This window comes from Shewanella sp. 10N.286.48.B5, from assembly GCF_002874355.2.
Classification (GTDB): Bacteria; Pseudomonadota; Gammaproteobacteria; order Enterobacterales; family Shewanellaceae; genus Shewanella.
Window position 1 is genome coordinate 274,439 of record NZ_MCVG02000001.1, and the last position, 20,808, is coordinate 295,246.

The 20,808-nt window shown below is 42.9% G+C and carries 16 protein-coding genes; 12 read left to right on the forward strand and 4 right to left on the reverse strand.

The features are described 5' to 3' along the window. Positions 1–48 precede the first annotated feature (48 nt). A complete protein-coding gene (locus tag BCU57_RS01205; RefSeq protein ID WP_198589926.1) occupies positions 49–1,209 on the forward strand; it encodes an alginate export family protein in 1,161 nt (386 codons plus the stop codon). A 108-nt stretch (positions 1,210–1,317) separates the two neighbouring features. On the opposite strand, the gene BCU57_RS01210 is transcribed toward BCU57_RS01205, so the two are convergent. After that, complete coding sequence (locus BCU57_RS01210) at positions 1,318–2,565, reverse strand: dicarboxylate/amino acid:cation symporter (RefSeq protein WP_102438103.1); 1,248 nt, start codon at positions 2,563–2,565, stop codon at positions 1,318–1,320. Positions 2,566–2,927: 362 nt separating this feature from the next. Here BCU57_RS01210 and BCU57_RS01215 point away from each other — a divergent pair, with 362 nt between their 5' ends. The 6 genes from BCU57_RS01215 (at position 2,928) to BCU57_RS01240 (ending at position 11,029) form a co-directional block, all read left to right on the forward strand. Next, a complete protein-coding gene (locus BCU57_RS01215; protein WP_102438105.1) occupies positions 2,928–3,350 on the forward strand; it encodes a YqaA family protein in 423 nt (140 codons plus the stop codon). Between the two features lie 163 nt (positions 3,351–3,513). Next, the gene (locus BCU57_RS01220) at positions 3,514–6,345 is read left to right on the forward strand and encodes a M16 family metallopeptidase (RefSeq protein ID WP_102438107.1); all 2,832 of its coding nucleotides are present in this window, start codon (positions 3,514–3,516) and stop codon (positions 6,343–6,345) included. Positions 6,346–6,599: 254 nt separating this feature from the next. Further along, a complete protein-coding gene (gene gshA / locus BCU57_RS01225; RefSeq protein WP_277869089.1) occupies positions 6,600–8,222 on the forward strand; it encodes a glutamate--cysteine ligase in 1,623 nt (540 codons plus the stop codon). Then, positions 8,222–8,650, forward strand: a complete 429-nt coding sequence (locus BCU57_RS01230; protein ID WP_102438110.1) for a hypothetical protein — start codon at positions 8,222–8,224, stop codon at positions 8,648–8,650. Before gshA ends, BCU57_RS01230 begins: the two co-directional genes overlap by 1 nt. Positions 8,651–8,955: 305 nt before the next feature. Then, positions 8,956–9,573 (forward strand): hypothetical protein, encoded by a 618-nt coding sequence (locus BCU57_RS01235; RefSeq protein ID WP_102438112.1) that lies wholly within the window; start codon positions 8,956–8,958, stop codon positions 9,571–9,573. A gap of 277 nt (positions 9,574–9,850) precedes the next feature. Continuing rightward, the gene (locus tag BCU57_RS01240) at positions 9,851–11,029 is read left to right on the forward strand and encodes a methyl-accepting chemotaxis protein (protein ID WP_102438114.1); all 1,179 of its coding nucleotides are present in this window, start codon (positions 9,851–9,853) and stop codon (positions 11,027–11,029) included. A 91-nt stretch (positions 11,030–11,120) separates the two neighbouring features. On the opposite strand, the gene purK is transcribed toward BCU57_RS01240, so the two are convergent. Together purK and purE are read right to left on the reverse strand one after the other, a co-directional pair. Next, positions 11,121–12,245 (reverse strand): 5-(carboxyamino)imidazole ribonucleotide synthase, encoded by a 1,125-nt coding sequence (purK, locus tag BCU57_RS01245; RefSeq protein ID WP_102438116.1) that lies wholly within the window; start codon positions 12,243–12,245, stop codon positions 11,121–11,123. Beyond that, complete coding sequence (gene purE / locus BCU57_RS01250) at positions 12,245–12,736, reverse strand: 5-(carboxyamino)imidazole ribonucleotide mutase (protein ID WP_076542981.1); 492 nt, start codon at positions 12,734–12,736, stop codon at positions 12,245–12,247. Before purE ends, purK begins: the two co-directional genes overlap by 1 nt. Before the next feature lie 409 nt (positions 12,737–13,145). Between purE and BCU57_RS01255 the strand changes: the two genes are divergently transcribed. The 5 genes from BCU57_RS01255 to BCU57_RS01275 all read left to right on the forward strand — a co-directional run bounded on the left by BCU57_RS01255 (position 13,146) and on the right by BCU57_RS01275 (position 19,969). Then, positions 13,146–14,234, forward strand: a complete 1,089-nt coding sequence (locus BCU57_RS01255; RefSeq protein WP_102438118.1) for a YfbK domain-containing protein — start codon at positions 13,146–13,148, stop codon at positions 14,232–14,234. A 209-nt stretch (positions 14,235–14,443) separates the two neighbouring features. Beyond that, complete coding sequence (locus BCU57_RS01260) at positions 14,444–15,007, forward strand: sigma-70 family RNA polymerase sigma factor (RefSeq protein WP_102438140.1); 564 nt, start codon at positions 14,444–14,446, stop codon at positions 15,005–15,007. Beyond that, entirely contained in the window at positions 15,000–15,863 is an 864-nt protein-coding gene (locus tag BCU57_RS01265; RefSeq protein ID WP_102438120.1) for a hypothetical protein, read from the forward strand. Before BCU57_RS01260 ends, BCU57_RS01265 begins: the two co-directional genes overlap by 8 nt. A gap of 99 nt (positions 15,864–15,962) precedes the next feature. Next, complete coding sequence (locus BCU57_RS01270; protein WP_102438122.1) at positions 15,963–16,391, forward strand: GNAT family N-acetyltransferase; 429 nt, start codon at positions 15,963–15,965, stop codon at positions 16,389–16,391. Positions 16,392–16,684: 293 nt separating this feature from the next. Continuing rightward, positions 16,685–19,969 (forward strand): S41 family peptidase, encoded by a 3,285-nt coding sequence (locus tag BCU57_RS01275; protein ID WP_102438124.1) that lies wholly within the window; start codon positions 16,685–16,687, stop codon positions 19,967–19,969. Between the two features lie 107 nt (positions 19,970–20,076). Here the strand turns inward: BCU57_RS01275 and BCU57_RS01280 are convergent, their stop codons facing one another. Then, positions 20,077–20,520: an OsmC family protein gene (locus BCU57_RS01280; protein WP_102438126.1), complete on the reverse strand. Its 444-nt coding sequence runs from the start codon at positions 20,518–20,520 to the stop codon at positions 20,077–20,079. Between the last annotated feature and the right edge of the window lie 288 nt (positions 20,521–20,808).

A 20,808-nucleotide genomic window follows, 5' to 3' on the forward strand; every position in this document is an offset into this window, starting at 1 on the left:
AAATCGATAGTAAGCCTTGCGGCGCCGCTATCATTAACCTTGTTGGCCATGGGCTCGGCTCATGCTGAAACGACCCAGTCCGTTGCTGATGCGGTCACCCAAGGCAGCGTTAAGGTCGACTTGAATTTGCGTTATGAAATGGTTGATCAAGATAATGCCTTAAAAGATGCTGATGGTTTAACCCTTCGCACTCGTCTGACTTATGCCACAGCTGATTACTATGGTTTTTCGTCCACCCTTGAGTTTGAAGATTCACGTGTGGTTGCCGGCGTTGATGATTACAACAATACCTTAGGTAAAAATCCGCAATATTCAGTGATTGCCGATCCAGAAACCACCGAGTTTGATCAATTCTTTTTAAAATATAACTATGAAGGCTTTACCGTTAAAGGTGGTCGCCAAGTCATTACCTTTGATAACCAACGCTTTGTGGGTCATGTGGGCTGGCGTCAAGATAGACAGACCTTCGATGGGGTGATGTTAGAGTACAAATTTAACGATGTATTTAAAATTGACTACGGCTATATCAGCCAGCGTAATCGTATCTTTGCACAGGAAAAAGATATCGATTCAAAAGATAACCTGATAAATGCTTCACTAAAAACCGATTTTGGTACCTTAAGTGGTTATGGGTATTTACTAGAAGAAGATAGCGCCATTGATAACGGCCTTGATACCTATGGTTTACGCTTTGCTGGTAATACCGATGTGGGTGATATCAAAGTATTGTATTCAGCAGAGTATGCCACCCAGGATTCTGATAACGCAGACTTGTCCTATTCAGCTGATTATATGAGCGTTGAGGCTGGAGTCGGTTTTTCGGCGATTACTATTAAAGTGGGTTATGAAGTATTGGGATCAGACGGCGGCGACTATGGTTTCCAAACACCTTTAGCGACCTTGCATGGCTTTAATGGTTGGTCAGATCAGTTTTTATCAACCCCTAAACAAGGCTTAGCCGATCTTTACGCCTCAATTGGCGGTAAGGTGATTGGCGGTAAATGGGCGCTGGTATATCACGATTTTGAGGCTGATGAATCATCGGCTTTAGTGGATGATTTAGGGTCTGAAATTAATGCAGTCTTCAGCGTGCCGGTGACAAAAAATTATACCTTAGGGATTAAATACGCCGCGTATTCAAAAGGCGATACTGCTGTAGGTAAAGTCGATACTGATAAACTGTGGTTATGGGCTAATGCTAAGTTCTAGCCGTAGCTTTTAAGCAGTTGGTCTGAACAGTTAACGCTTAAATAAAAACGGCTAACTCAGTTTGAGTTAGCCGTTTTTTAATAAATTTTCGCTGCTGAGCGACTCGATTTAAGCCGCTTGATTTAGCGCTTTTTCATCTGAATAAAATTGTTGCTCATCGAATTGGCCTTCGCTTTTGCCAACAACCACAGCTGTCATCATGTCACCAGTGACATTGGTTGCGGTGCGGATCATATCAATAACGCGGTCAATAGCGGCGATAAAGGCAATGCCTTCAAGGGGTAAACCAACCACGCCCAAGGTCACTGTTAGCATCACCATCGCACTACCTGGAACACCTGCTGTACCTACTGACGCCACAGTTGCCGTTACCGCAATGAGCATGTAGTCGGTCATATCCAGTGGAATACCGTAAATTTGCGCAATAAATATCGCCGCAATAGCAGGGTAAATACCGCCACAGCCATCCATGTTCATGGTAGCGCCTAACGGCAATACAAAGGCGCTATAGCGCTTTGATACACCCATAGACTCAGTACATTTACTACTTGCTGGTAAGGTGCCAAAACTTGATGCGGTGCTAAATGCCACTAGTTGAGCAGGCATGGCTTTACGGAAAAATTGTACAGGGCTTAGGCCGGCAGCAAACTTCACTAAACCACCATAAACAAAAATAATATGAATTAATGCAGCCACATAAATAGCCACAATAAACTTACCTAATGGCAGTAAAGTTGACAGGCCGTATTCACCAACAACCCATGCCATCAAGCCGAACACGCCGATAGGGGTAAGCTTTAATACCATACGGGTTAGTTCAAACATTACTTCTGAACCTGCTTCAATGGTGCGCTTAAGTGGCTCTGCCTTTTCACCAACGGCGTTAATTGCAATACCAACGAGCGCTGCAAACACAATAATTTGCAGGACTTTACCTTCAGCTAATGATGCAAAAGGGTTTACTGGGATCATATTAAGTAACACTTGGGCAAACCCTGGGATATCACGGTCGCGCACTTCTGAGGTCGCTAGTTCTAAACTGCCGCCCATATCAAATGAGCTACCAATGGCTAAACCAATAAACGATGCCATGGTGCCAGTAAACATGAACATGCCTAAGGTTTTAAAGCTTAAGCGCTTTAAATTAGCTTGTGAGCCTAATGAGGTAATACTGACAACGATGGCGCAAAAAACTAAAGGTGCAACCAACATTTTGATGGCGCTAATAAATAAATCACCTAAAGGTTTTAGTATTACTGCACTTTCGCCTAAAGCTACACCTGCAAGGATACCTAAGGCAAAGCCTGCGAGTACTTTTTGCCAAAAAGGAATGCGTTTCAAGGTTTGAAAAATCATCAAGGTTCCAACTATTTATTATGCTTGCCAGTCGTTACCAGCAAGAGGATTATTATTTCAATAACCTTATACAATCACACAAAAGGCCATTGAATAGTCATTGTAGCTATGTATTACGTTAGCGGTATAAACTGAGTTTAGCCATTGACTTCAGGCTATTTTAAGCCAGCCTAATTAGAGTCTTTTAGGTAATATTTTTCGAATTGTATTCAGCGAATATCGTCGGGACAAACCGTTTTTAATATAACTTATATCACTTTTTTAATTTGTTAATTACATGTTGAAATTCAACAGCTTGTTAACTCGTTTTTATATTACGAGTTTAATGGCTAAAACACCATAGATATCATTAGGTAAAGTAAATGACTGCATTGTGGTTAATGTTCAGCGGGGCTTTTTTAGCGGCAACTTTGTTACCAGGAGGTTCAGAAGTTTTACTTGTAGCCTTACTTACGGATCAACCAGAAACCTGGCTTGCGCTGCTGGTGGCTGCCAGTGTTGGTAACACCTTAGGAGCAATAAGCAGTTACTATTTAGGCTATTTAGGTCGCTTTGCTAAGACGCCAGAGGATCTAGCGAGTAAGAAATACCAACATGGATTAAAATTAATTGAAAAATATGGCTATTGGGCGTTGCTGCTTTCTTGGTTGCCATTAATTGGCGATATTCTATGTTTACTCGCTGGCTGGTTAAAGCTACCTATTATCCCGTCTACTGTCATGATGTTAATCGGTAAAACGATTCGTTACTCATTAATAGTGGCTGCCTTTATGTTGGCATGGTAAAACAACTGTTATTGGTTTTTTTTATAAAACCCTATGGTGATCACTGTTGTTAGCTATCTGATTGGAGAGGATATTTTTATATGCGATTGAACCAACAAGGTATAAAACGACTCATAGCATCACATTGACTGATTTCATTGGCTAGATTTCAAGGAGTATATAAGTGAAGAAATGGATCTTGGCAGCAGCGATCTCTATCGCCATTAGTGGCTGCGCACATGAAGCAACAATTTCCCCTGCGTTACCTCAAGGGGTCACATTAGTTGAAACCGTCGCTCAAAGTGACTCTGTGGGTATTCCTTATAAGAAATATCAGCTAGAAAATGGTCTTACGGTGATTTTACATCAAGATACCTCAGACCCTCTCGTTCATGTTGACGTCACTTATCATGTGGGCTCAGCTCGTGAAGTGGCGGGGCGCAGTGGCTTTGCCCATTTATTTGAGCACATGATGTTTCAGGGCTCGCAAAATGTCGGCGATGAGCAGCATTTCAAAGTCGTTACTGAGGCTGGTGGCACCTTAAATGGCACCACCAATACCGATAGAACCAATTATTTTGAGACTGTACCCAGCAACCAGCTGGAAAAAATGCTCTGGCTTGAATCTGATCGTATGGGCTTTTTATTGCCAGCATTGACCAGTGAAAAATTTGAAGTCCAGCGTGAGACAGTTAAAAATGAACGCGCTCAGCGAATTGATAATCAACCTTATGGCCGTTTGAATGAGCGCTTTAACCAAGCAATGTATCCTGCTGGGCATCCGTATTCGTGGCCAGTGATAGGTTGGCCAGAAGATTTAGAACGTGCCAGTGTTGATGATGTGCGTAATTTCTTTAAGCGCTGGTATGGCCCTAATAACGCTACCTTAACCATTGGTGGTGATTTCGATGAAATGCAAACACTAGCCATGGTGAATAAGTATTTTGGTGAGCTAAAACGTGGTCCAGAGGTGTCAGCAGATCCTAAAACCCCAGTGGTCTTAGATAAAACCCGTTATATTTCAATGGAAGATAAAGTTCATTTGCCGCTGATTTATATGGGTTTCCCCACAGTATACGCTCGACATAAAGATGAGGCCGCGCTGGATTTATTAGCCAATATTCTCGGTGGCGGTAAAACCTCACTGCTATACAAAAACTTAGTCAAAGATGGTTATGCAGTACAAGCCTCGGTAGGTCATCCATGCCAAGAGTTAGCTTGTAGCTTAACCTTGTATGCACTGGCTAATCCCGCTTCGGGGGCAACGCTTGCGACGCTTGAGCAGAAAATTAATGACTCTATTAAGGAGTTTGAGCAGCGTGGCGTGACAGATGATGACTTACAAAAGGTTAAAGTACAGTTTGAAGCCGATACTATTTTTGGCATGCAAAGTGTAAAAGGTAAGGTATCAACTCTGGCCTACAATCAAACCTTTTTTGACAACCCTGACATGGTAGCCAGTGACTTGGCCCGTTATGCCAGTGTCACCAAAGATGATGTAATGCGGGTGTTTAATACGTATATCAAAGACAAACCTATGGTGGTCATGAGCGTTGTACCTGAAGGGGCAAAACAATTAATTGCCGCTGAAGATAACTTTACCCCAACCATGATGCCGGTAGCGCCAGAAGCCGTGAGCGGCGTCGATAACGTCAGACAAATTACCTCAAACTTTGATCGTACTATTATGCCAAAGGTGGGTGATGCGCCAGTACTAAAAGTGCCTGAGTTATGGAATGCTTCACTGACCAATGGTATTGAAGTCATGGGTACTGAGAGCCATGAAACTCCAACCGTTGAATTACTGATTTATCTTGAAGGCGGCCACCGCGTTGCGCCCCAAGGTAAAGCGGGCGTGGCGTCATTAACGGCATCTATGCTCAATGAATCAAGCGCTAAACGTTCAACTGAAGAACTAGCTGGCGCATTAGAAATGCTTGGCAGTAGTGTGTCCTTTGGTGCATCGGGCTCACAAAGCTATATTCAGCTTTCAAGTTTGACTGAAAATCTCGCGCCGACTTTAGCGATATTACAAGAGAAGCTATTTACCCCAGGTTTTGTTGAGGCTGACTTTCAGCGCCTTAAACAGCAGCAATTACAAGGTTTACAGCATCAAGAGTCAGATCCTAACTTTTTAGCGCGCCAAGGCTTTTCATCGTTACTTTATGGTGAAAACAGCCCGTTAAGCGTCAATGCTTCTGGCACCTTAGAAAGTGTTGCCGGATTAACCCTTGAGGATGTTAAACAGTTTTATCAGCAGCAGTATCGAGCGGGTAATGCCAAAATGGTGCTGGTATCTGATTTAAGCAAGCAACAAGTGCTGCCGTTATTAAGCCCGTTTGCAGCTTGGCAAGGCAGTGCCAGCTCGCCATTTGTATTACCGCAATTACCAGAGCTTGCTGGTGGCACCATTTACATTATTGATAAACCAGATGCGGCGCAGTCGGTTATTAATATTGGTAAGCGGGCGTTAACCTATGATGCAACAGGCGACTACTTTAAGTCTTACTTAATGAATTACCCATTAGGTGGCGCATTTAACAGTCGGATAAACCTCAATTTGCGGGAAGACAAAGGTTATACCTATGGTGCTCGCAGTGGTTTTAATGGTGATAGCTTAGTGGGGCGATTTATGGCTTCAGCCAGTGTCCGCACTGATGTGACTGCAGAGTCACTTATTGAGTTTATTAACGAGATTAATCTATATCAGCAGCAAGGTATGAGCGAAGAGGAGTTAACTTTTTTACGTAGCTCAATTTCACAAGGTAAAGCATTAGACTACGAAACGCCTTATCAAAAAGCGGGCTTCATGCGGATGATTCAGCGTTACCAACTTGATGACAACTTTACTGAGCAGCAGGCAAATATTGTTCAACAAGTTTCGCGTGCTGAGCTAAATGAGTTAGCTGCCACGCAATTAGACTTATCACAGATGGTGATGCTGATTGTGGGCGATAAAGCTGCTATTCTGCCTAAGTTGCAAGCTTTGGACTATCCTATAGTTGAAATAAAATAAGTATCGCAGTTGTTTTTAGGATAAAAAACCTTATATAGATCAGATATAGGGTTTGATAGCCATTTAAAAATGCTAGAATTTAGTAATTAACGGTGACAGGTTAACTGTTACCGTTTTTTATTTGTAAAACATAGTGAGTGTAGAATGGCTGAAAATGCTTTTTACTGTGAGCTCATATGTGTTTAATAACATGCTTTTAATTGGTTTAAAGAAATGTTAGTGCTAAATATCAGGTCTAGCAGTTTGAATGTCGCATAAGCGAGTCACTACAAGAGAACAGCAAATTGAATTCATTCAATGAAACAGTCGATTATCTATCAAATGCCCAAGGGCGTGAATCTTTACTCGGCATGGTACGAGGCATTGAGCGCGAAGCGCTGCGCATCGAAAGCACTGGCCACCTTGCGATGGATAGCCATCCGCAAAAGCTCGGCTCAGCCTTAACGCATTCTCGTATTACCACTGATTATAGTGAGTCTTTACTTGAGTTCATTACCCCGGTGAATACTAATATTGACACCTTACTTGAAGGGTTAACTCAAACTCACGCCTACAGTGTTAAAAACATGAATGGCCAGACGCTATGGCCTGTGAGCATGCCGTGTTATGTCGGCGATGAAAAAGATATTCCTATTGCCCGTTATGGCAGTTCTAATAACGGTCAAATGAAAACCTTATACCGTAAAGGCTTAACCCATAGATACGGCGCACTCATGCAAATTATTGCAGGGGTGCATTTCAATTTTTCAGTCTCTGAACAATTGTGGGATAGCTTATATGAACGCACTGATAAGTCAGTGTCGCGCTGTGAGTTCATCTCAGAGTCTTACTTTGGCATGATCCGTAATTATCGCCGTTTAGTTTGGGTATTACCGTATTTCTTTGGTTCATCTCCTGCGCTGTGTGGCTCGTTCATTAAAGATAAAAACGTCGGATTTGATTTTAAGAAAACCGGTAAGGGCACCTTATACCTGCCATATGCGACTTCACTTCGTATGAGCGATTTAGGTTACACCAATAAAGAGCAAGAACGCTTAAACATCAGTTACAACTCACTGCCTGAATATTTACAAGGGGTGGGCGAAGCCATTCGCATGCCTTCTGCCAGTTTTGAGAAAATCGGCGTTAAAGTCGATGGTGAATATCGTCAGCTCAATAGCAATGTGCTGCAAATTGAGAATGAGTTTTACTCGCCAATTCGTGCCAAGCGAGTCACCAAAGCAGGTGAGAAACCTTCAGAGGCATTGTCTCGCGCTGGAGTTGAATACATTGAAGTGCGTGCATTAGATGTAAACCCTTATAGCCCAATTGGTATTGATGCCAGTCAGGTAAGATTTTTAGACTTATTCTTGCTGTACTGCTTGCTGTCGTCATCAGAAAAAAGTGATTGCGCTGCAGAGCAGGAAATCGCCGCTAACTTGCAAGCTGTGGTAGTTGAAGGTCGAAAGCCTGGGCTTGAGCTAATTAAAAATGGTCAGTCAATTAGCCGCACTCAATGGCTGAATGACATATTTGAACCTCTGTCTCGCCTCGCTAAGTTGTTAGATGGTGATTCTGGTAATGCATACCAACAGGCATTATCGCAATGGCAAGCCGCTATCGACGATCCAAGTTTAACCCTATCGGGTCGCGTGCTGGACGATGTGGTTAATCAAGGTCAAGATCATAGCAGTTGGGTGAAAAAACTGGCGCTAGATTATCAGCAATATTTATCTGACTACCCATTATCCGCTGAGGTGGAAGCTGGCTATGTTGAAGAGGCGGCACTATCACTTGCTCAACAGCATATGGCGGAAGCGTTACCGAGTGTCGGCTTTGATGAGTTTTTAGCTGATTATTTTGCTGACTTATCCAAACCTGCCGCAGCGTGTCGTTAATGAAAAGGCTAGCTTTATCTGTGGTGGTGCTGGGTCTATTACAAGGCTGTGCATCATCAGTGGATGAGCAAGCTATCTGTGGCTCGGTGGCGAGTTATATAACCCCACCGACCTCGCAGAGTCTTTATCGCGTGGTGGTGACTCATCTTGATGGTAAGCCTGTTATCTCAAGGCCTTATTATAAATTAACCGCTGGAAAACATGAGTTTACCGTGGCAGAGCTCATTGAGTCGCCTGAGTTAAAAGTTAAGCTTGCTGCCCGTAAGCCTAAAAATATTGATGTTGATGTGAAAGCGCACCTGCAGCTTCATTTAGCGGCTGAATTTAATCAAGATAGAATTTATACTGGCGAGAATACCGATTACTGGCAACCCGTCATATGGCAGCAAGAGCCCCATGAATGTGAGTTTGCCAACCCCGATAATTAATGTGCCGCTTAGGCGCGATAAGTGTCCCCAATTAGGCAATAATTTAATGGTTTAGTTACTCATTTATTCCGATATTAAATGTTACCTTGATAGTCTTTTTAGAAAACCTTAGCCGCTGAACCTCCCTCTAGTCCAGCTTTATTGTCAGACTTGAGTTCAAGTATTTTTTGACTAATACCAATGGTCGCATTCTAGCGACAGATTAAGTTCTATTTTTTAACGCCGTGGTTTGCATCTAGTTTATTTTGATGTGAAAATCGAATCGCTTTAGTTAACTCCTGATATTGATTACTTTAAGGGCATTTATGACGTGGTTTTTTCGTGCTTTGGGCGCAATGTTTCTTTTACAGCTTACGGGCTGTGCAACTCCGCCACCTAAAGAGCCTGATAATTTATGCTCAATATTTCAAGAAAATCGCTCTTGGTATAAATCGGCGGTAAAAACGCGCGAAAAGTGGGGCGTACCAGTACATGTGCCTTTAGCTATGATGTTCCAAGAAAGCTCGTTTAAACATAATGCCGCGCCACCAATGGAATACTTTTGGGGCTTTATTCCTATTGGCCGCGCCAGTGATGCCTATGGCTATGCTCAAGCAAAAACCATGACATGGGATGACTATGTACGTGAAACCGGTAATTCATGGTCAAGTCGCAGTAATTTTGATGATGCGATGGATTTTATGGGCTGGTTTATCTATAAAACCCATGCCATTAATGGGGTGTCAAAATGGGATGCGAAAAATCAGTATTTGAATTATCACGAAGGTTGGGGCGGCTATAAACGTGGCAGCTATAAAGCTAAAGCATGGCTTGGACCTGTTGCTAATCGTGTTGATGCTCGCGCCAGAAATTACGCTGCTCAGTATCATACCTGTAAAGAAGATCTCGACTCTTCCTGGTTATGGCGGTTATTTTTCGGTTAATACGCATTAGTTATTGTCATTCTCATCAGCCTCGCATTCGCGGGGCTTTTACTTTCTCTTGGTTAGATCAGTTTTTATACTTAACCTTGTTCATAAATATTTAACAATTAACGCTAAACTTTTTGCAGCTTATTCCGATAGTAATAAAACCGCTTGTGACAATTTGTAACCCTTGAGGCTATATGGCTTTTTGGGGGGATCAATGTTAAGCACCGCTAGCGCTAAAAGCTCATGACGAGTTGCTAGAAAAATATAATCACTACTTTCGGAACTGTATATGCAATCTCACAATAATAATAAATTACAGGCAACACTGCTTTATCCGTTAATCTCGTTGGTGCTGGTGGCATTGGTCATCATTGCATTTTTACCTTCTCAAATTGATAAAACCACGCTGTTACTCATTGTCGCGCTATTAGGTGCGGCGCAAACGATAGTAGGTCTGTATTTATTTAAGCAGTTTTTACACACACGCTTGAGTCAACTGGCTGAGTATCTAAGTTTAGTTATTAGTACGAAAGCCGCCCCTAAAAAGCCGCTAATCGATAGTGGTAATGATTTACTGGCGAAAATTACCAACGACCTTAGTGGTTTTATTGAAGAACTGAAATTGGTTTTAGATGACATTAAGCAAGATGCCAATAATTTTCACCATGGCTCGCAGGAGTTGGCGCAGCAAATGAATTCGGCTGAATCATCCGTTGCCAAAAGCACTGCTGAAACCGAGCTTATTTCAAGCTCATTAGCAGACATAGTGAAAACGGCAGATGAGTTATCAATCAATGCCGACGAATTTAAATCAACCTCTACGGAAGTGAAGCAATTACTTGAGCTCGGTAATAATGATGCGTTAAGTAATCAAACTGCCATGACCACCTTTGCCAATGGCATTGAAAGTTTGGTATCTGATTTGGATTTATTAAACAGCGACAGCCAGAAAATTGGTAATGTTTTAGAAGTGATTAAAAGTATTGCCGAGCAAACCAACCTATTGGCGCTAAACGCTGCCATTGAGGCCGCTAGAGCCGGTGAGCAAGGCCGCGGTTTTGCGGTTGTGGCTGATGAGGTTCGCGCATTAGCTCATCGCACTCAGGAGTCGACGGTAGAAATTCAAACTATTGTTTTAGAGCTGCAAGCCAAAGCGAGTAATGCTGTTAATGCCATTAGCGACAGTCAAAGAGTGACTAATGAAAGCGTGCAACAATGCCTGCGGGTCACCCAAGCATTTACTGATATTGGCGGCGCATTTGAGCAACTTGATAGTGTTGCCAGTAATATGACCTACAGCATTCAAGGGCAGCAATCTTCCACTAACAGTATCAGTAGTCGAGCGCTGGAAATTACCCGTTTGAGTCATGAAGTGCAGCAGAGCTTAAAAGCGATTTCAGACCGCGCTTATAGGCAACAAACCAGCTCTGAGCATCTTGAGAAAGTACTCACTCGAGTGTGTATTTAAACCCTAGCTAAATCATTACTTGCAAATCAATAGTCCATAAAAAAGGAGCCTTAGCTCCTTTTTTATGGGTTACGATTAAGTGCCATTGATCTTAATCAGCGCTAAATTCATCTAAAACCCAGGCTAATGGCGCTTGATACAGCTGCGGCATCCATTGTTGTAGCTGACCAATACTGTCGGTTAGCATCGCGCTATTATGAACCGATAAGTTTAAGTGACCCACTTTACGACCGACGCGAACTTCTTTGTTGTACCAGAATAACTCAGCGTTGGGTAAGCTTAACCAGCGGTCATCTTTATCAACACCAATTAAGTTCACCATCACACATTGATGATTCACTTGTGGGGTATGTAAAGGTAATCCGCACAAGGCACGCAGGTGCAATTCAAACTGATTGATATGACAACCTGATTGAGTCCAGTGACCAGAGTTATGAACCCGAGGGGCTAACTCATTAATCAGTAATTCATCACCAACCCGGAAACATTCCATCGCCATCACTCCAACATACTCAAGCTTATGCATAATTTTACTTAGCATGGCTTCAGCTTGGGCTTGTAAGTGGTTTAAGCGCGATAATGGCGCAATCGATGCCATTAAAATACCGTCTTGATGGAGATTTAACGCTAGCGGGTAAAATAAGCATTCGCCGGTTTGGGTTCGTACGCCCACTAATGACACTTCTTCATCAAAATTAATCGCTTGCTCAGCAATGGCTTCATTACGCCAATCAGCAGGGATGGTGGTTGATTCAGCTTGTTTTAACCAGTGTTGACCTTTGCCGTCGTAGCCACCGGTGCGGCGCTTTAATAATACTCGCTCGCCATATTGCTGATGCAACTGCGCCGTTTGAGTATTATCGTCAACCAGCTCCCAAGGTGACGTTGGTACAGCTAACTCATCCAATAAGCTTTTTTGGGTAAAACGGTCTGCCAGCAGGCCAAAAACCGGGCCATTAATGAAATGCTTATGCTTGCTAAGTTGCAAGCTTAAGTTTGATTCAGGCCATTGCTCTCGTTCTGCGGTGATGACGTCAGTATCGTTAAGAGGTAAACGCTCATCTGATGGGGTCATAATATCAACCGGACGAACATTAATCGCTAAAGGCTGCCCAGCATGGGACAACATAGCGCCTAATTGACCATCACCTAAAACCCATACATTGTGCTGTGTAGCGTGGGTTTGATTTTTTTGCTCACCGTCCTGCTTAGCCATTAAGCTTCCCTCGGATCTGGATTTTCAAGGATTGAATTAGTTTGCTCTTCACGAAAAGCATCCAAACGCGCTGCAAGTTCACTGTCTTCAACCGCAAGAATTTGGCTAGCAAGTAAGCCGGCATTAAACGCCCCAGCAGTACCAATAGCAAGGGTACCAACTGCAATACCTTTAGGCATTTGTACGATAGACAGTAAGCTGTCCATGCCTGATAACGCTTTGCTTTGCACAGGCACACCCAGCACTGGAAGGCGGGTTTTTGAGGCAATCATACCGGGTAAATGTGCTGCACCACCGGCGCCGCCGATAATGACTTTAAAGCCTTTACCAGCAGCAGTGCTAGCAAAGTCCATGAGTTTGTCAGGAGTACGATGCGCTGAGACAACTTCAACGTGATATGGCACCTGCAGCTTATCCATAATTTCTGCGGCGGCTTCCATGGTCGGCCAATCACTCTTAGATCCCATAACTACGGCAACAAGGGCTTGCATGATAACTCCTTAACACACTTATTATATTAGAATAATTTTACTTATACCTGCATAGGGTACAGGCATTATAGGCTGCATTTTTGCGCCTATAAAAAAGGGGCTAGATAATATCATGTTGGCTCACATTTCGCTGCATTTCAGTGTTTTTTGGGGCTGAAACTCAGTTTGTGATTACGAATGCTTATACTGGCTTTTGGTAAACATCGAACAGCAATCGTGTACTGCAAGTTTTGGGTTATTGATAAGGTAAAAATTAACCCGTTAACGTTACGCATAATTAATGTGCTTTTGGGTTTATGGTATTGATTTATATTGTTTTGTTTTGGAGGTGATTAAATGTGAAAGATAAATAACCCTTTTTTAATCTGAGCACGTTAATAATAGTATTGTGGTTATTACGGAGTCATAGATGAGTAAATGTACAATTTATCAGGCGTGCAAACTAAGCCTATTGCTGCTTGTAAGCGTTAATGGGGTTGCTGAAACTCTAACATTACAGCCAAACTGCGTGGCTGCTCAGCAGGCTGTTGTGAGTCATGGCGGCAACATGGTTAGTGGTGAAACGCCATTATCCCTGCTGACATTTAATACGGATAGCAGCGGCTGTATCAGCGACTATAACAGGCTAAAGCACTTACTCAACCAGCAAATCTGGCCTGAAAAAAATACCATCCAAAGCCAGAATTTACTCAATGCATTTCAATATGACTTTAGTCAATATCAGCCATTATCTGAAAACTATCAGATACATACTGAACTGGCGCCATCGCCTTATAATAATGACACCTTGCTGCTGTTGATTAATATCAAACAGAGTGACAAGGCCACAGAGCCTGCAAAGCAAGGCTTAGCTTATTTACAAGCCAAGTTACGCTTCAATCCAAGGTTGATTACGGAATACCGACTAATTGGTTTTGAGCGAAATTATGGCAACCCCGTTAATAAACAAATGTCCAAAGGCCATGCTCGATTGCAGGCTCAATCAAGTGGCCAATATAGTGCCTTGTATGAGTTGCGCATCGATGATTCAGCTGCTTATAAATCACCAGCCCATAAACCAAGTGCTCAGCAGCGCTTTAGTGCCGATAACCTCGCTACATTGTCATTGCATGACATGCGTATAACAAGCCAACAAGCTTTGCTTGGCCAGTTTGATATTGACATTGCTCAACAAGACAAATTCTTTCAACAAGCCAGTGATGAGTTTCGTTTTGCTGCAGCGGTGGCGGGTTTAGGGCAATTAATTAATCAAAGTAATTATGTTCATGGCTTTGATTATCATGAGTTAGTTAATATAGCTCTTGATGCTAAAGGGGCAGATAGCCAAGGTGAGCGCAGCGAGTTTATTGCCCTTGTTAAGCAGGCGATGCTAGTGTCTGTTACAAACAATGTCGGGATAAAAAAGCCCCATCAACGACAAGCTTATCCGATGCCGCAGCCTATTTATGATACTCCGCCAAAGCAGGGCAGCATTATTGGCAAGGCTATTTTTAACTAGCCTATTATTAACTCGGCTATTATTAACGAACTCATTGTCGACAGGAGTATTAATGATAAGGTGCTGTGAATAATATCGCTCAATTGCAGAGTATTAATAGACAATCGCATTTACGCTGGGCAAACTGTTTAAAGTGATTAAAAACAGTCTATAAACCAAGGTTGCCGGCGGTGAAGGATAAAATAACTGCATTATCAGATGAGCAATTAATGTTGAATTATCAGCAAGGGGACTCGCTTGCTTTTGAGCAGCTGTATAGCAAACATAAAGGGCCTTTGTATCGCTATTTTGTGCGCCAAATCAACGATAAGCAATTAGCAGAAGATCTATACCAAGACACGTGGGGCAAGGTGATAAAAGCCGCGAGCAGTTATCAAGTCACAGCCAAGTTTACCACTTGGATTTATCGCATTGCCCATAACTTACTGATCGATCATGTGCGGGCGGTGAAACCACTCGATAAGCTTGCTGAAACCGCAGAAGAGGGCATGGATAGCTTTGATGCCAGCACACTGGATAGTTCTCATCGCAGTCGTCCTGATGAGCAACTGCTTGATAGCCAAAAAGGGCAATTATTAAAGACCTGTATTAGTAAATTGCCTCAATTACAACGAGAGGCTTTTTTGCTGAATATTGAATTGGGCTTAACAGCTACGGCAATCAGTGAGATTGCCGATGTAACCTTAGAGGCCACCAAAAGCCGCATTCGCTATGCCTATCAAAGTATTAAGCAATGTGTAGCGCTGAAATGGCAAGGGGCGGATCATGAGTGATTCTAAAGATAAAAGCTCAGTCAACGATAAGACTGATGAACAGTTTGTGGCTTTGCAGCAAGAAATTAAAACCCTGTATCAGCAGGATTTAGAAACGCCCCCCAAAGCGATGGATAAGGCTATCTTAGCCCAAGCTAAATTGAGCGCCGCTCCAGTTGAGCAGGCAAGAGCATCTCAAGGTTATTCAGCAGCCACAAATGTCGTGCAAGTGAGTTTTTGGCATAAGCATCGTTTAGGGCTGTCAACCGCGGCATCTGTAATGATCATTGCCAGCGTGATATTAGTTAATCCAAACTTTACCCAACATGCCAATATAGATGCGGGTGACAGTGTGCCAATGGCAACGAAAGCCACTGAAACGCCTATTTCAGCAACAGTAACGCCAACAACTATTTCAGCAACGCCAACGCCAATGACGGCAACGACAGTTGAGTCTGCCGCTGATGTGGTCCCAACTGTGACAACTAAAGTTATGCCTCAACAGCAGCGTGAATCTATGTCTGCGGCTCAATCACAACCACAATTACAATCACAACCAGAATCTCAGCCTCAAGCTCAATTACCAACGCCAGCACAAACTCGTTCAGCAGTTACTGTCATGAGCTCAGCTAACGACATTAACTCAGCTAACACGACTAGCGCAGCCAACGCAACTGGCGCAGCTAAGGCAACAAACTCCATTAATGCAATCAAGCATTTAGCTGAACTGTTAGATAACAAACAATTGGAGCAAGCTCAGGCATATTCGAAGGTTATTGAGCTGCAATTCCCTGAGATTATTCAGCAGCAGCATCCTCAATATCAGCAATACCAACAATTAAAACTGCGCTTAAGGTCGCAACAATCGATTCAATAATGGCAGTCATAAACCAAGAGTAAAAATAGACTCTATTGTTGACAACATTTGTTGACGAGAGCAGTAGATTCGACTGATTAGTGATCCAACGAGGTAAAGATGCGTTTTGAGTTCATTCAAGCTTTAGAAAAAGATAAACCTTATCTGTTAGATTTACGTAAATTAACCATGGTTGAGCACTTAGAAAACTCAGGGCAATTTTTATCTGATGACGAGCATGAATTCAGGCTCAACGATGCGTATGGCTGTTCAAATTTAATTATTCATAATAGCGAATTAATCGGCACGTTAAAGTACCGAGAGTTTGAAGACCGCATTGAAATAATGCAGCTGCAAATACATCCTAACTTTCAAGGCAAAGGACTAGGTCGTCAGGTTGTAGAGCAAGTATTGACTGAGGCAAAGTTTAAGTTTGTAGAGCTAACAGTATTGAAAGACAACCCCGCTTTCAGGTTATATCAGCGTCTCGGGTTTTCTATTACGGGTCACGATCAGTACGAGTATTTTATGCGAACTAAGCACTATTAAACGTTTCAATCGGAAAACAGCGGCCAGTTTTCACTCCGTTCAACATTAGTTAAATCTGCTTAACAATAGAGCCAGCGATATTTTTCCGTTTACGCGGGCGTTGACGAGCAAGTCGAGCAGAGAACTTAGGGTAACAACAAAAGTTGTTACCCTTTTTTTTTGCAAGTAAATTGGTTGTTACAATTTGTTAAGCTTTTACCGAGGCAATTACCAGATTTTATACTGCTAAATCAGTTTAAGTTTGCTAGTTTGATTGCTTGAAAATAATAATATTTACAAGGACTTTTCTGACTATGAAACTTCGCCATTCTGTTAGCGCCTGTTTATTAGCTCTTGGGCTGTTAAGCACATCCGCTCTTGCGGTTAATTCAGACAATCAAGGCTATTACCGCGCGCCAGCGCTACATGATCAAACCTTGGTATTTACCGCCGAAGGCGATCTTTGGCTTAGTCAGTTAAATCAAACTTCAGCAACACGATTAACCACCCAAGCAGCAGAAGAAATCGATGCTGTGATTTCAAAAGATGGTAATTGGCTTGCCTATAGCGCGAACTATGATGGCGCTACTGAAGTGTATGTCATGCCGATCAAAGGCGGCGTTGCCAAGCGAGTAAGCTTTGAAAATAGTCGCGTCAGATTGCAAGGCTGGACAGCCAGCGGGGAGATTTTGTATGCCACCGATAATGCTAATGGACCGGCAAATTACTGGGTTCTTAAAACGGTAGATCCACAGACGCTGCAATTAACGGATTTACCCCTAGCAGATGCGATTGAAGGCACCATTGATGATGCGGGCGAGTATGTTTATTTTACTCAGTTTGGCCTGCAAACCAGTGGTGATAACGCCAAAGTTTATCGTGGCGGCGCTTTAGGTGAAATTTGGCGATTTAAATTGGGCAGTAATCAAGAGGCGCAAAAGCTGACAGCAGCTCATCAAGGCTCAGTAAGACAACCCATGCTGTGGCAAAATCGGCTTTATTTTATTAGCGACCAATCTGGCAATGATAATATTTGGTCGATGACGCTTGATGGTCAAGATGCTAAGCAACATACCCAATTTAGTGCTTGGCAAGTCAGAGATGCACAGTTAAATGATGGTCGAGTTGTGTTTCAGCATGGGGCAGATATTAAAGTCTTTAGCATTAATGATGGCAGTTCATCCTTAGTCGATATTAGCCTGACTTCAGATTTTCCCCATCGCCGTGAACATTGGTTAAAAGATCCAATGGCATTTGCTACCTCAGTGGAGTTAGCCGCCAGTGGCGATAAAGCGGTGATCACCGCTAGAAGCCATGTAGCCATAGCAAGTCATGATGGCCGCCGCTTAATCCAAGTGCAATCACCCGCTAACGCCCGCATTAGAAATGCGTTATTAAGTACGGATGGTGATTGGGTTTATGGCATCAGTGATGCATCAGGCGAGCAAGAGATCTGGCAATTCCCCGCTGATGGCAGTGCAGGGGCAAAACAACTCACTAAAGATGGCAGCAACTTAAGAACCAGCCTGCATTTATCGCCCAACGGCCGCTATATTGCCCATGATGATTATGATGGCAATGTGTGGCTATTGGATTTAAAGAGATCCAAAAACAGCAAAATTATCACCAATGGTGAAGGGTTAGGAGAATATCCGGATATCGTCTGGTCTGGTGATAGTAAATTTATTGCTTTAACCAAATTTGAAATGGGTCAACAGCGTCCGCAAATTGTGTTGTATTCGGTTAATGATAATAAAGCCCAATCCATTACCAGTGACAAATACGAGTCATATTCACCCAGCTTTAGCCCTGATGGGCAATGGCTGTACTTTTTATCGGCGCGGCACTTTAAAGCGACTCCAGGTTCGCCTTGGGGTGATAGAAATATGGGACCGATTTTTGATAAACGCACGGAAATCTTTGCCATCGCATTAACGGAAAAATCAGTATTCCCATTCGTAAAACCAACCGAGCTCAATACTCACGTCATTGCCGATGCTAAAGAGGCCAGAAGTCAGGCGGGTAACAATCAAAAAGTAACAGTCGATTGGGATAATATTAGCCAAAGACTATGGCAAGTTCCGGTGGCGTCTGGCAATTACTCTAGCTTAACTGCCAGCAAAGATAAGCTGTATTTACTCGATACCGTGGCAGATAAAAGCAGCTTAAAACTGGTGAAGTTTGATAACTTGTCGCCAGAGGTAACAGAGTTTGCCGCTGATATCAGTGACTATCAACTCTCAGCGGATGGTGAAAAATTACTGCTAAGAAAACAGGCTAACCCAAGTGAGCTACATATCGTTGCTGCTGGCGATAAAATAGCCACAGAACTTAAAAATACTCAGGTTGATACCGCCCAGTGGCAGTTAGCTATAGCGCCAATGCAAGAGTGGCAGCAAATCTTTGAAGATGCCTGGCTGATGCACCGTGACTCCTTTTTTGACAAGAACATGCGTGGGGTTAATTGGCAGCAGGTGAAGCAAAAATATCAGCCATTATTAGCCCGCTTAACCGATAGAAATGAACTTAACGATCTGTTCAAACAAATGATGGGCGAGCTTGATTCGTTGCACTCGCAAGTGCGCGGTGGTGACATTGCTAAAAACGACACTGCCACAGGGGCAAGTTTAGGGGCACGGTTAGCGCAAACGTCAAAAGGGGTGCTGATTAAGCATATTTATCGCAATGATCCAGAGCTGCCAACGCAGGCATCACCGCTCGCCCGTATTGAAGTTGATGCGGCTGAGGGTGACATTATTGAAGCCATTAATGGTAAGCCTGTCACCAGTATTGCGCAGGTGAGTCAGCTACTGCGTAATCAAACCAATAAACAAGTGTTAATGGCGTTAAAGCGTGGTAAAAAAAGCCATCAAACTATCGTCGTGCCCCATGATAACCGCACCGATGCCAAGCTGCGTTATTTAGACTGGGTCACCAATAATGCCGCTAAAGTCAGCAGTGCCAGTAAAGGCAACATTGGTTATTTACATTTGTATGCCATGGGGGCTGGGGATATTGAAAGCTTTGCCCGTGAGTTTTATACCAATTATGACAAAGACGGTTTAATCATTGATGTGCGCCGTAATCGCGGTGGCAATATTGATAGCTGGATTATTGAAAAGCTCCTACGCCGTGCATGGGCGTTTTGGCAACCTACCCATGGCTCTGCTAGCACCAATATGCAACAAACCTTTAGAGGTCATTTAGTGGTGCTGGCCGATCAAATGACTTACTCAGATGGCGAAACCTTTTCAGCAGGCATTAAAGCCTTAGGGTTAGCGCCGTTAATTGGTAAGCAAACTGCGGGTGCAGGAGTTTGGCTTTCTGGACGCAATAGCCTAACGGATAAAGGCATGGCAAGGGTAGCTGAGTATCCACAGTACGCTATTGATGGCAGTTGGATTGTTGAAGGCCACGGGGTTGAGCCGGATATTGAGGTGGATAACTTACCTTTTGCCACATTCTCAGGTCAGGATGCCCAACTTGAAACCGCCATTCGTTATTTAAAAGATGAGCTGATCCAAAAGCCAATCGCGCCGTTAAAAGCTAAGCCAATTCCTGCAAGCGGATTTGCGGCAGATACTAAAGCGCAATTTTAAAGGCGCTAACTTGAGTTAAGCTTGGTAAATAAGTGTAAAAAAACCGATATCAAGTCAAGTTGATATCGGTTTTTTTATTTGTAAATACAGCCTTTAGCAGGTATTTATCAGCCGTTAATTGCTACTTCAGAATTAACACTATTGGCGATAAAGCAATTGGCGTGGGCTTTGTCATGGATTTTATTTATCACTTCCTGACTGACTTCAATGCCTTCTGCAAAAGTTACCACTGGATTTAAGGTCATTTTGGTGACTGACAGCTTACCGTTATCATTTTTGCCTAGTTCTGCTTTGGCATTATCAACATAGGTTTCAACTGTTAGGCGTTTTAAATGGGCAATGGCTAAAAAGGTTAGCATGTGGCAAGAGGATAAGGCCGCAAGCAAACTTTCTTCAGGATTAACCTTGGCTTCATTGCCTTTATATTCAGGCGCAGAAGAGGCGTGAACAACTTGGCCTGTACCAAATTCGATTTGGTGATCCCGGTTAAACTCTGGCGCTTGATGATCAAAATGATCTGCTTGCCATTTTACCGTTAACTTAAAACCCATCATTTATCCTTTGTTTACAATTTCAAACACTTAGTGAGTAATCTGGTTAAAACTGTGATTAGAAGCATTACTCAAATGGTTTAGCTGAAAAGTATTCTACCTGAGTGAGTGACGAAATCTACCTCCCCTTAGATATTTAATGACTAGCCTATAGCCAAAAGTGGATTGCCGCGGATAGTGTAAATATTAATCATAATTAGCAAACCGATTTTAGCATTTGATTACATCAACTTAGCGACTATTGTAATAATTGGTATGTTAATAATATGTTATGAATACGTATGCAGT